This window comes from Micrococcus sp. iso_229 (assembly GCF_058072725.1).
Genome location: NZ_CM176514.1, coordinates 2136131 through 2148692 on the forward strand (window position 1 = coordinate 2136131; position 12562 = coordinate 2148692).

At 73.8% G+C, this 12562-nt stretch carries 8 protein-coding genes; 4 read left to right on the forward strand and 4 right to left on the reverse strand.

Going from position 1 to position 12562, the window contains the following annotated elements; all coding sequences use genetic code 11:
• The first annotated feature begins 250 nt into the window (after window positions 1-250).
• The 3 genes from paaZ to AC3RKA_RS09895 all read left to right on the forward strand — a co-directional run bounded on the left by paaZ (window position 251) and on the right by AC3RKA_RS09895 (window position 4514).
• Window positions 251-2368, forward strand: coding sequence for a phenylacetic acid degradation bifunctional protein PaaZ (gene paaZ, locus AC3RKA_RS09885; RefSeq protein ID WP_489727199.1), 2118 nt, complete (start codon window positions 251-253; stop codon window positions 2366-2368).
• A 138-nt stretch (window positions 2369-2506) separates the two neighbouring features.
• The gene (locus AC3RKA_RS09890) at window positions 2507-3439 is read left to right on the forward strand and encodes a 3-hydroxyacyl-CoA dehydrogenase (protein ID WP_002854258.1); all 933 of its coding nucleotides are present in this window, start codon (window positions 2507-2509) and stop codon (window positions 3437-3439) included.
• A 115-nt stretch (window positions 3440-3554) separates the two neighbouring features.
• Window positions 3555-4514: a hypothetical protein gene (locus AC3RKA_RS09895; RefSeq protein ID WP_489727200.1), complete on the forward strand. Its 960-nt coding sequence runs from the start codon at window positions 3555-3557 to the stop codon at window positions 4512-4514.
• A gap of 13 nt (window positions 4515-4527) precedes the next feature.
• Here AC3RKA_RS09895 and AC3RKA_RS09900 read toward each other — a convergent pair whose 3' ends face one another.
• The 3 genes from AC3RKA_RS09900 to AC3RKA_RS09910 all read right to left on the reverse strand — a co-directional run bounded on the left by AC3RKA_RS09900 (window position 4528) and on the right by AC3RKA_RS09910 (window position 7068).
• Window positions 4528-5139 (reverse strand): TetR/AcrR family transcriptional regulator, encoded by a 612-nt coding sequence (locus tag AC3RKA_RS09900; RefSeq protein WP_216879554.1) that lies wholly within the window; start codon window positions 5137-5139, stop codon window positions 4528-4530.
• Between the two features lie 91 nt (window positions 5140-5230).
• Entirely contained in the window at window positions 5231-6580 is a 1350-nt protein-coding gene (locus AC3RKA_RS09905) for a phenylacetate--CoA ligase family protein (protein WP_489727201.1), read from the reverse strand.
• 71 nt (window positions 6581-6651) lie between these two features.
• On the reverse strand, window positions 6652-7068 hold the full coding sequence (locus tag AC3RKA_RS09910) for a PaaI family thioesterase (RefSeq protein WP_489727202.1): 417 nt from the start codon (window positions 7066-7068) through the stop codon (window positions 6652-6654).
• Window positions 7069-7281: 213 nt separating this feature from the next.
• On the opposite strand from AC3RKA_RS09910, the gene AC3RKA_RS09915 reads away from it, so the two are divergent.
• Window positions 7282-10872, forward strand: a complete 3591-nt coding sequence (locus AC3RKA_RS09915; protein ID WP_489727203.1) for a TM0106 family RecB-like putative nuclease — start codon at window positions 7282-7284, stop codon at window positions 10870-10872.
• Between the two features lies 1 nt (window position 10873).
• On the opposite strand, the gene AC3RKA_RS09920 is transcribed toward AC3RKA_RS09915, so the two are convergent.
• Window positions 10874-12454 carry an AMP-binding protein gene (locus tag AC3RKA_RS09920; RefSeq protein WP_489727204.1) on the reverse strand — a complete coding sequence of 527 codons (1581 nt, stop codon included), beginning with the start codon at window positions 12452-12454 and terminating at the stop codon, window positions 10874-10876.
• Window positions 12455-12562 lie beyond the last annotated feature (108 nt).

The window sequence follows — 12562 nt, forward strand, 5'->3', positions numbered from 1 at the left end:
TCGTCGTCCGCCGGGATCTGTGGACGACGCCCCGCCGAGGCCCGCAGACACGCCGCTACGTCCTGGTCATAGCGGCGCGTCTGCGGGCTTCCACGCCACGGGTCGCCGCCAGACCCCACCCCACTCCCCACGACGACGGCGTCACCGGCCCGGCTCCCCCTCCCGCGTGACGCACGTCTCGGCTAGGGTGAGGGGCAATAACCGACCGATCGGTCGGGACTCGTCCGCGCCCCCGACACCAGGAGCCCCCGTGACCGTCACCGCCCCCTCCCTCCCGGAGATCCTCCCCAGCTACGTCGCCGGCAGCTGGTGGACACCGTCGCACCCGTCCACGGTCACCGACGTGACGGACGCGAACACCGGGGCGCGCCTGACCGGCGTCTCCACCGACGGCCTCGACACGGCCGCCCTCATCGAGCACGCCCGCACCGTCGGCCAGCAGACCCTGGGCGAGCTGACCATCCACGAGCGCGCCCTCAAGCTCAAGGAGCTCGCGCTCTACCTGAACTCCCGCGTCCAGGAGCTCTACGACGTCTCCTTCGCCACCGGCGCCACGCAGCGCGACCACGCCTTCGACGTCGACGGCGGCATCGGCACCCTCTTCACGTTCTCCGGCAAGGGCCGCCGCGAACTGCCGAACTCCACCGTGATCATCGACGGTGACGTGGAGCCCCTCTCCCGCGACGGCTCCTTCATCGGCGAGCACATCTACCAGCGCATCCCGGGCGTGGCCGTGCAGATCAACGCGTTCAACTTCCCCGTGTGGGGCATGCTCGAGAAGTTCGCCCCGGCCTTCGTCGCCGGCGTGCCCACCGTGGTCAAGCCGGCCACCCCCACCGGCTACGTCACGCAGAAGTGCGTCGAGCTGATGCTCGAGTCCGGCGTGCTGCCCGAGGGCTCGATCCAGCTGATCTCCGGCTCCGCCCGCGACCTGCTGGACCACCTGGACTACCGCGACCACGTCGCGTTCACCGGCTCCGCCGCCACCGCGGCCACGCTGAAGAAGCACCCGAACGTGCAGGAGGGCGGCGTCCGCTTCACCGCGGAGACCGACTCCCTCAATGCCGCCATCCTCGGCCCGGACGCGGACCCGGAGTCCCCCGAGTTCGAGGCGTTCGTGAAGGTCGTCTTCCAGGAGATGACGGTCAAGGCCGGCCAGAAGTGCACGGCCATCCGCCGGGTGATCGTCCCGCAGGAGCACGTGGACGCCGTCGTCGAGGCCCTCTCCGCCCGGCTGGGCAAGGTCGTCCTGGGCGACCCGCGCGTCGAGGGCACCACCATGGGTGCCCTGGCCTCGAAGGAGCAGCAGGGCGAGGTCCGCGGCGCGGTGCAGCGCCTGGTCGACGCCGGCGGGCAGGTCCGCCTCGGCGGCCCCGAGGGCTCGACCGGCGACGCCGACGCCGGGTCCGGCGCGTTCTTCGCCCCCACGGTGCTCACCTTCGAGGACGCACGCACCCCCGAGGTGCACAGCGTCGAGGCGTTCGGTCCGGTCACCTCGGTGATCGGCTACACGGACGTGGCCGACGCCGTGGCCCTGGCCGCCCTGGGCTCGGGATCGCTCGTGGCCACGGTCGCCACGAACGACGGTGAGACCGCCCGCGCGTTCGCCGCCGGGATCGGCGCCCACCACGGCCGCGTGCACGTCCTGAACCGCCAGACCGCCACGACCACCACCGGTCACGGCGCCCCCGTGCCGGTGCTGGTCCACGGCGGCCCCGGCCGCGCCGGCGGCGGCGAGGAGCTCGGCGGCGTCCGCGCCGTCAAGCACTACATGCAGCGCACGGCGATCCAGGGCTCCCCGGACATGCTCACCGCCATCACCGGCGTGTGGCATCACGGCGCCGCGGCCCACACGGTGACCCGCGAGGACGTGCAGGCCGGCACGGCCGTGCACCCGTTCTACAAGTCCCTGGCCGAGCTGACGGTGGGCGACCAGTTCGCCTCCGGCCTGCGCACCGTCACCCTGGAGGACATCACCGCCTTCGCGGAGGAGACCGGGGACAGGTTCTACGCCCACACGGACGAGGAGGCCGCCATGGCCAACCCGTTCTTCCCGCGCCGGGTGGCCCACGGCTACCTGCTGGTCTCGTGGGCCGCGGGGCTGTTCGTGGCCCCGGATCCGGGCCCGGTGCTGGCCAACTACGGCCTGGAGAACCTGCGCTTCATCACGCCGGTGACCTACGACGACGCCATCCGCGTGACCCTGACCGCCAAGCGCATCACCCCGCGCGTGAGCGACGAGTACGGCGAGGTGGCCTGGGACTGCCGGATCCACAACCAGAAGGACGAGCTCTGCGCCCAGTACGACGTGCTGACGCTCGTCGCCAAGACCTGGCCGATGGCCCCGTCCGAGGCCTCCCAGGGCTGAGCCTCCCCGCCCCGACGGGCCGTCCCGTGCGCCCGCTGCGCGCCGGGCGGCCCGTCGTCGTCCCCGGGAACAAGGAGCGTGCCCGGGGCGTTCACCTGTACGTCCCATTCGGACCGCGAGAGAAGAAGGTCGACACACATGTCCGAGTTCACCCGTTTCGAGCAGGTCGCCGTGCTGGGCACCGGCGTGCTGGGTTCGCAGATCATCATGCAGGCGGCGTACCACGGCAAGAGGGTGATGGCCTACGACGCCGTCCCCGCCGCCCTCGAGGGGATCGAGCGCCGCTGGGCGTGGATCCGCCAGGGCTACGAAGCAGACCTCGGGGAGGGCTACGACCCGCAGCGCTTCGACGAAGCCATCGCCCGCATCACGCCGACCTCGGACCTCGGCGAGGCCCTGGCGGATGCGGACATCGTGGTCGAGGCCGTCCCGGAGAACCTGGAGCTCAAGCGCAAGGTGTGGGCCCAGGTGGGCGAGCTCGCCCCCGCCACGACCCTGTTCGCCACGAACACCTCCTCCCTGCTGCCCTCGGACTTCGCCGACGCCAGCGGCCATCCGGAGCGCTTCCTGGCCCTGCACTACGCCAACCGCATCTGGGCGCAGAACACCGCCGAGGTCATGGGCACCGCCGCGACCTCGCCGGAGGCCGTCGCGGGAGCCCTGCAGTTCGCCGAGGAGACCGGCATGGTCCCCGTGCACGTGCGCAAGGAGATCCCGGGCTACTTCCTCAACTCCCTGCTCATCCCGTGGCTGCAGGCCGGCTCCAAGCTGTACATGCACGGAGTGGGCAACCCGGCGGACATCGACCGCACCTGGCGCGTGGCCACCGGCAACGAGCGCGGCCCGTTCCAGACCTATGACATCGTGGGCTTCCACGTGGCCGCCAACGTCTCCCGCAACACGGGCGTCGACTGGCAGCGCGGCTTCGCCGAGCTGCTCGAGAAGAGCATCGCCGAGGGCCACAGCGGTGTGGCCGACGGCCAGGGCTTCTACCGCTACGGGCCGGACGGGGAGAACCTCGGCCCGGTGGAGGACTGGAACCTGGGCGACAAGGACACCCCGCTCGGCTGACCTCCTCCGCCGGCGGATCCGGGGCTGTCCGATGCGCACCACGCATCGGGCGGCCCCGACGCATGCCCCCGCCGCTTCCTTGTGGCATCCGTCACAGCGCACGTAGAGTCGAGCCATGACAACCTCCCGACTCCCCCTGCTCGGCGCCCTCGCCGTGGGCGCGCTCGCCCTCGCCGGGTGCGCGGGCGGCGGCGCAGAGCCCCCCTCCCCCGCCCCCTCGTCGGCATCGTCCACGACGACGGCGGCCTCGTCCGCGTCCACGTCGCCCGCGGCCAGCAGCTCCACGGCCCCCACGTCACCCGCGGCCAGCGCCTCCACGGCGAGCTCGGGCGGCGCCTCCGCCTCCGCCTCCGCCTCGGGCAGCCTGTCCCTCGAGATGCCCCCCGCGCTGGACGGGCAGCGGACCCTGGCGGTGCAGGCCGCCGTGCAGCGGGCCGCGGGGCCGGGGTCCGAGGTGGGGCTGAGCGCCGCCTCGCCGCTGGAGCGGCAGACGGAGCTGCGTCAGCGGGCCGCCGGCCTGGAGCAGGCGGTCGACGCCGGCGCGAGCCCGGCGCCCACCCGCAGCGCGGACCAGCAGGCCTGCCTGGACGCCACCCGCTCCGACCTGGAGCGGGACGCCGAGGCCGGGGCCGCTGACCTGGGGCTCACGGCCCAGCCGGAGACGGCCGCCACCACCGGCGGCGGGCCCACCTCGACGCCGCCGCCCTCCTTCACGGCGTCCCCCGACGCCGAGGTCACTCCGCTCGGCGTGCGCGTCACCGTGTACCCCACGGAGGAGGCCGCCCGCGCCGCCCTGGAGGACGCCCGAGCGGCGGGGCAGGCCTGCACCGGGGTGGACCTGGCCGGGCTCGGCGTGGAGAGCGTGACGCGGACCGAGCACGAGGGCGGCACCGCCTACACGGCGCTCCCGGCCCCCGGGGGGTCCGTCTATTCGCACCTCACGGCCGTGCAGGACGGTGCCCGCATCGTGGCCGTGGCCCAGGCTGACGCGGACGGCGGGGTCCCCGCGGACGCCGAGGACCGTGCGGCCTCGATCGTCACCGACGTGCTCGCCGCGCTCGACGGCGAGGGCTGAGGACAGCGGACCCTCAGCCCCGCAGACCCCCGAGCACCACGCCCGTGACGGCGTCGATCATCTGGCCCGGTCCCTGCTGGCCGGGGACGCCGCGATCCGGCCGGTACCAGTCGACGATCGAGTTGATCATGCCGAGCGCCAGGCGGGCGAGGTTGCGCGGGGTCACGTCGGAGCGCACCGCACCCGCGGCCTGGGCGGCCTCGAGCAGGTCGCCCAGACGCCGGGTGATCTCGCGGCGGCGCTCGACGGCGGCCAGCTCGACCGCCGAGTTCCCGCGCAGGCGCAGCAGCAGGGTCACCTCGGGCTGCTTCTCCGCCAGCACCCCGAGCGTGCCGCGGATGGCCGCCTCGACCTGCGCGCCGGCGCCGGCCCCGCTGGCCACCACATCGTCCAGGCACGCCTCGAGGGCGTCGAGCGCCTCCGTCACCGCGTGGTCGAGGATCGCCTCCTTGGACTCCACGTGGTGGTAGATCGCGGACTTGGAGATGCCCAGGTGGGTGGCGAGCATGCCCATGGACGTCGCCTCGTAGCCGTGCCGGTTGAAGAGCTCGACGCACTCGGCCAGCAGCGTCTGCCGGTCATAGCCGGGCCGGCCGCGGCGCGGGGTGGGGCTGCTCTGGGGCACGGGGCTCCTTCGGAGGCGGGCGGACGCCGACGACGACGCACCGGTCCACTCTACCGGGCACGCCGGCGCCGGGATCGGCCGCGGGGCGGGATCAGGCCTGGTCGCGCAGGTCGTAGATCCGCTTGAGCTTGCCGGAGGAGCGGGCGAGGGTCTCCGGCTCCACCACGTTGATCACGCACGAGGAGCCGATCTTCGTCTTGATCTCCATGCGCAGGTGCGCGGCGCAGGCCTGGGCCTCCTCGAGGGTCGCATGATCGCGGCGCTCGATGTTCACGGCCATCTGGTCCATGCGGTCCGGGCGGGTGATCTCGAGGGTGAAGTGCGGCGACAGGGCCGGCTCCTTGAGGGCCAGCTCCTCGATCTGCGACGGGAACAGGTTCACGCCGCGCAGGATGATCATGTCGTCCGAGCGGCCGGTGATGCGGCCCATGCGGCGGTGGCCCGGGTGTGTGGTGCCCGGCAGCAGGCGGGTGAGGTCGTGGGTGCGGTACCGGATGATCGGCAGCGCCTGCTTGGTGAGCGAGGTGAAGACGAGCTCGCCGTGGCGGCCGGTCTCGAGGACCTCGTCCGTGAGCGGGTCGATGATCTCGGGGCGGAAGTGGTCCTCCCAGATGTGGGAGCCGTCCTTGGTGGCCGCGGACTCGCCGGCCACGCCCGGGCCCATGACCTCGGAGAGGCCGTAGATGTCCAGGGCGTCGAGGTCGAAGGTCTGCTCGATCTCGCGGCGCATCTCCTCGGTCCACGGCTCGGCGCCGAGGATCGCGACCTCGAGGGAGGACTCGCGGGGGTCCAGCCCGAGCTTCTTGAAGCCGTCCGCGATGGTCAGCAGGTAGGTGGGCGTGGAGAGGATGGCGCGCGGCTGGAAGTCGGTGATCAGCTGCACCTGCTTCTCCGTCTGCCCGCCGGACATCGGGATCACGGCCGCGCCGATGCGCTCGGCGCCGTAGTGGGCGCCGAGGCCGCCGGTGAACAGGCCGTAGCCGTACGCGTTGTGCACGCGGTCACCGGGGCGGATGCCGCCGGCGCGGAAGCAGCGGGCGACGAGGGTGGCCCACGTGGCCAGGTCGTCGTCGGTGTAGCCGACCACGGTGGGCTGGCCGGTAGTGCCGGAGGAGGCGTGGATGCGGCGCAGCTCGGGGCCCGTGGCGGCGAATGCGCCGAACGGGTAGCTCTTCCGCAGGAACTCCTTGTCCGTGTACGGGAACTTGGCGAGGTCCCCGAGCTCCGTGAAGTCCGAGGGGTGGACGCCGTGCGCGTCGAAGTGCTCCCGGTACGCGGGCACGTTCTCGTAGGCGTGGTGCAGGGTCCAGCGGAGACGCTCGAACTGGAGCGCCTCGATCTGACCCCGGCTCATCGTCTCCTCGGGGTCCGGGGCCCCGCGGTCGGCGGGGGCGGGCAGGGGTGCCGGCGTGTACGGGTTGGGGATCGAGGCCTCAAGCATGGCGTCCTCCTGGGGATGCGGGGTCGGGCGGCGGTCGACGACGGCGGCGCACCGGCGGGTGCGCCCGTCGGTCAGCGTGCGGGGGCAGGGATGGTGCGGGAGCGGCCGCGGAAGGCAGCCACCGGGGTGCCGTCGTCGGTGGTGACAGTGATGTCGTAGACGGCCGAGCGGCCCGCGGCGGCGACCAGACGGCCCTCCGCGACGAGGGTCTGGCCGGCGCGGGTGGCCGCGAGGAAGTTGACGTCCACACCGGAGGCCACGGTGACGGTGGAGCCGTCCGAGGCGGGGTCGTTGCAGGTCAACGCGAAGCACGTGTCCGCGAACGCGAAGACGGCGCCACCGTGGGCCAGGCCGAAGCCGTTGTGCTGGTCCTCGGTGAGCGTCATCCGGATGCGCGCGTGGTCCTTCTCGGCGGCCTCGAGGGTGACGCCGAGCCACCGCGCCACGCGGTCCTCGGCGAGCATGGGGTGGTGGGCGGTCTCGGTCATGGGCGGGCCTCCCTGCGGGCACGGGCGCGCCGGCGCGGCGGCGCAGAGAATTACTGAACGATCATTAGGTAACTCCCTGGATGTGACCCACGTCAAGTCCGGTCCGGTGTGTGACGCACGCCGCCCCGCCCTGCCGCAGCCGGGGCGAGACGCACCGGGATCCTGTGCGCGGCCCTGCCCATCGCGTCCGCGGCTGCTGTCTAGGGTGACCGCATGGTGACCTTCGCGCCGGACCGCGCCTCCTTCATGCTCAGCCCCTCGGACATCACCGCCGCCGCGACGTGCACGTACGGGTGGCTGCGCGGGACGGTGGACCCGAGACTCGGGCGCGCCGAGCGGATCGGCGTGGAGGACGCGTTCCTGGAGCGGGTCTCCCGCCTCGGGGACGAGCACGAGTCCCGCGTGCTCGCGCGCCTCGAGGCGGAGCACGGTGCGGACCAGGTGGTCCGGCTCGCCCGCCCGGAGCGCTACACGCCCGAGGGCGTGCGGGCCGCCCGGGAGCGCACCGCGGCGGCGTTGGCCGCGCGTCCCGCCGTCGTGTTCCAGGGGATGCTGCACGACGGCGCGTTCGGCGGCCTGGCCGACTTCCTCGTGCTCCGCACGGACGAGGAGCACCCCGAGGGCGCGTACGAGGTGGTGGACACGAAGCTGGCCCGGCATGCGCGGGTGACGGCGCTGCTGCAGATCGCCGCGTACGCGGACCTGCTGGACGGCATGGGCGTGCCGCGGGCGCGGCAGGGCAGCCTGTGGCTCGGGGACGGTTCCCGGCACGTCGCGGACCTGGACGAGGTGATACCGGTGTACCGGCACCAGCGCGCCCGGCTGGAGGCGCTGCTGCAGGATCACGTGGCCGCCGGGGAGCCCGCCCGCTGGGGCGACGACCGCCTGAGCGTTTGCGGCGCATGCGAGGCGTGCGAGGAGGCCGTCGCCGAGCACCGGGACGTGCTGCTCACGGCGGGGGCCACGCGGTTGCAGCGCACCCGGCTGCGCGAGGCCGGCATCACGACCATCGAGCAGCTCGCGGCGTCCGTCGCACCGCCGGAGGGCATGGCCCGCCGCACGTGGGAGGCACTGCGGGACCAGGCGGCGATCCAGCTGGAGCCGGCCGGGGCGGACGGGCTGCCGCCGCATCGGATCGTGGACCCGCGCGCCGTGGTGGGGCTGCCCGTGCCGGACGCCGGAGACGTCTTCTTCGACTTCGAGGGGGACCCGCTGTGGGTCTCCGCGGACGGGAGCATGGAGGGCCTCGAGTACCTGTGGGGCTGGGTCGAGGCGCCGGGCGGGGACACCGCGCGCACCGCCTCGGCCGACTTCCGGTTCACGGGCCTGTGGGCGGACACCCGTGCCGCCGAGCGGGCGGCGCTCGAGCAGTTCGTGGCGTTCGTGGAGGCGCGGCGCGCGACCCACCCGGGGATGCGGATCTACCACTACGCCGCGTACGAGGTCACCGCGCTGAAACGCCTGACCGTGCGCCACGGCGTGGGCGAGCGCGAGCTGGACGACTGGCTGCGCGCGGGGCTGTTCGTGGACCTCTACGCCACGGTCCGCGCCGCCCTGCGGGCCGGTGTGCCGAGCTACTCCATCAAGAAGCTGGAGCCCCTCTACATGGGGGCGGAGCACCGGGCGGAGGACGGCGTCACGACGGCGGCGGACAGCGTCACCGAGTACCACCGGTACGTCGCCGCGATGGAGGCCGGGGACACCGAGGTCGCGCGGGCGATCCGCGCCGACATCGAGGACTACAACCGGTACGACTGCGTCTCCACGGCGCGGCTGCGGGACTGGCTGCTGGCGCAGGTCGAGCCCGAGGAGGCGGCCGTCGCGGACCGTCCCGCCGACGACGCCGCGACCGGGGACGAGCCGCTGGTCGAGGCTGCGCCGTCGCTCCAGGAGCAGGACGCGGCCCTCGCCGCCTCGCTGCAGGCGCTGGCGGGCGTCGAGAGGGACGAGGCGGGCGGGACGGGGGCCCCGGAGACGGAGCTCGACGGCGGGCCGCGCGGTGTCGCCCTGCTGGCCGCGGGCCTGGGCTACTTCGCGAGGGAGAACAAGCCGCTGTGGTGGGCCATGTTCGATCGGGCGGTGTCCGCCCCGGACGAGTGGCAGGAGCCGCGCGCGAACCTGGTGTTCGACACCGTCGAGTCGGTGGGTGCATGGGAACGTCCCACCCCGCGGAGCAACCCCGCCCGGACGCTGACCGTGACCGGGCGCCTCGAGCCGGGCACCGAGGTCCGGCCGCGTCGGAACAGCCAGGAGAGGTTCAAGCTCAACGCCCTGTACGAGCAGCCGCCGCGCTGGGCGGAGCTGGCCCCCAACGCCGTCCGCTGGCAGAGCCGATCGCCCGTGGACGTGACCGAGGTGGAGGAGATCGCACCGGGCCGGTTCCGGGTCAGCCTGCTGCAGCGCCTCAGCGCCAAGTACGAGCCGGAACCGCACGCGGAGGTGCCCATGGCGGTGTTCCACCTCAACTATGTCCGGCCCGGTGGCCTCCTCGAACGCATCCGGGAGCAGGCCGCCGAGACCGCCCGCCGCGGCCGGCTGCCGGACGGAGCGGTGTTCGACATCCTGGCGCGCCGTGCCCCGCGCACCACGGGCCGGACCCTCGCCGCGATCGGGGCGGACGTACGAGACGGCCGGCGGGACGGTGTCGGCGGCCTGGTCGAGGCGGTCGAGTCCGCACGCGGCTCCTACGTGGCCGTGCAGGGCCCTCCCGGCACCGGCAAGACGTTCGTGGGCAGCCGCGCGGTGAAGGAACTCCTGGACCGGGGCTGGACGGTCGGTGTCACGGCCCAGTCCCACGCGGTGGTGGAGAACTTCCTCGACCAGCTGATCGGCGTCGGTGTGGACCCCGACCGCGTGGGCAAGGAGCCCAAGGACCCGGACGGACCGCACCGCTGGACGTCCCTGGGCTCATCGGAGGTCCATGCCTTCCTGGCACCGGGCCGGGTCCTGGGCGGCACCGCGTGGACCTTCGCGAACGCCGCGGCCCAGCCGGTCGACCTCCTGGTGGTGGACGAGGCCGGGCAGCTCTCCCTCGCGCACCTCCTGGGCGCGAGCGCCCTGGCCGAGACGGTGCTGCTGCTGGGTGACCCGCAGCAGCTCCCCCAGGTCAGCAAGGGCGAGCACCCCCAGCCCATCGGCGACGCGGCCCTGACCTGGATCGCGGAGAGCGCCCCCGTGCTCCGCGCCGACCGCGGCTTCTTCCTGGACACCTCGTGGCGCATGCACTCGGCGCTCACCCGCGCGGTCTCCGAGCTCTCCTACGCCGGCCGCCTGCGCTCGCACACCCCGCGCACGGACGCCCGCCGCCTCGACGGCGTGGAGCCCGGGCTGCACCCCTGGCCGGTCTCCCACACGGGCAACGCGGTGTCCTCGCCGGAGGAGGCCGCGGCCGTCGTCGAGATCATCCGGTCACTGCTCGGCCGCACCTGGTCCACCGGCCCGGACGACCCCGGCCGGCCGCTCGTGCCGTCCGACGTGATCGTGGTGGCCCCGTACAACGCGCAGGTCGCCACGGTCCGGGAGGCACTCGACGCCGCCGGCCTCGAGGGCACCACCGTCGGCACCGTGGACAAGTTCCAGGGCCGGGAGGCCGCCGTCGCGATCCTGACGATGGCGGCGTCCTCACCGCAGGACGTGCCGCGCGGGCTGGACTTCCTCCTGAACCGGAACCGGCTCAACGTGTCGATCTCGCGCGGGCAGTGGGCCGCCTACCTCGTCCACTCCCCCGCCCTCGCGGACGCGCTGCCCACCCGCCCCGAGGACCTGCCGATGATCGGCGCGTTCCTGCGGCTCGTGCACCGCTGACTCAGCCGGCGGCGCCCTGGCGCAGCAGGAACCGCTGCAGCTTGCCGGAGGGGGTCTTGGGCAGTCGGTCCACGAAGTGCACCCGGCGCGGGTAGGCGTGCTTGGAGTACTCGTCGCGGACCTTCGCCTGCAGCTCGGCCGCCAGGGCGTCCGGGTCCGCGACGGCCCCGGCGGGCACCACGAACGCCACGACCTCCTCGCCCCGCACCCCCTCCGGGTCCGGCAGGCCGACGACGGCCACGTCCTGCACCCGCGGGTGGTCGATGAGCACGGACTCCACGTCGAACGGGCCGATCCGGTACCCGGCGGCGAGGATCACGTCGTCGTCCCGGGAGGAGAAGAAGAACCAGCCGTCGTCGTCCTGCCGGGCGGTGTCCCCGGTCAGGTACCAGCGGCCGTCCGGGGTGAAACGCTCCGCGGTCTTCTCCGGCTCCCCGAGGTAGCCGGGGAACCAGAACAGGGGCGAGGCCGCGTCGATCGCGATCTGCCCGTCCCGGATCTCGGCGGCGACCCCCGGCAGGGGCACACCCATCGAACCCGGGCGGGGCGGCGCGGCCAGCTCGGGGTGCGCGAGGGTGCAGATGACCATGCCCAGCTCGGTCTGGCCGTAGTGGTCGCGGATCTCCGTGCCGAGGGCCGCCCGGCCCCACTCGAGCACGGACGGCGGCAGCGGCTCCCCCGCCGTGGACACGCGCCGCAGCCGCAGCGGGGCGTCCTCGGTGACCTCCCCGGCCTTGGCCAGCGCGCGGAACATCGTGGGGGCGCCGGCGAGGTTCGTGACGCCCTGCGAGCGGATCACCTCGACCATGGTCGCCGGGGAGAAGGCGCCGCGGTACTGCACCGAGGTCGCCCCGAGCACCAGCGTGCCGACGATCCCGTAGTACAGCCCGTACGCCCAGCCGTGGTCGGCCGCGTTCCAGAACAGGTCCTCGGGTCGCAGGTCCACCGCGCACGTGAGGTAGACGGCGAACGCGGCGGCCGCGCGCAGCGGCACGGGCACCCCCTTGGGGCGGCCGGTGGTGCCGGAGGTGAACAGCAGGGCGATCGGCCCGTCCCCGCCGACGGCGACGTCCTCGGCCAGCGGCGCGGAGTCCGCGAGCGCGTCCCACTCCGGGCCGGTGCGGATGATCTCGATGCCGGGGATGTCCGTGAGCTTCTCGGCCTGGCGGGGTTCGGCGACGACGAGCCGCGCCGCCGCGCCCTCGATGCGCATCCGTGCGGCGCCCGCGGCGAACGCGGTGAACAGTGGCACGTGCACGGCGCCGAGCCGCCACAGGGCCAGCAGCGTGATGACGAGCTCCTCCCGTTTGGACATCATCACGGGCACGCGGTCGCCGCGCGTGACGCCGCGGGCGGCGAGGCCGGTGGCGAGGCGGCGGGAGCGGTCGGCCAGGTCGCCGAAGGTGAGGTCGACGGCGGACATGTCCTCCGCCACGAACCGGAACGCCACGGCGTCGGCCGGCCAGCGGTCGCAGAGCAGGTGGGCGGCGCAGGCGTCCGGGGTCTCGACGTCGGCGACCCACCCGGCCATCAGCCGGTCGATCGTCCCGGCCTCGTGGGCCTGCCCGGTCCGTTCCGTCATCTCGGTCTCCTCATCCCTCTCGGCACGCCGACGCCGGGCGACGGCGACGTCAGCCACGGTAGGTCCGCCGCGCCCCGGGCCACCGGGCGCGTCCGCATGTTGCACTGG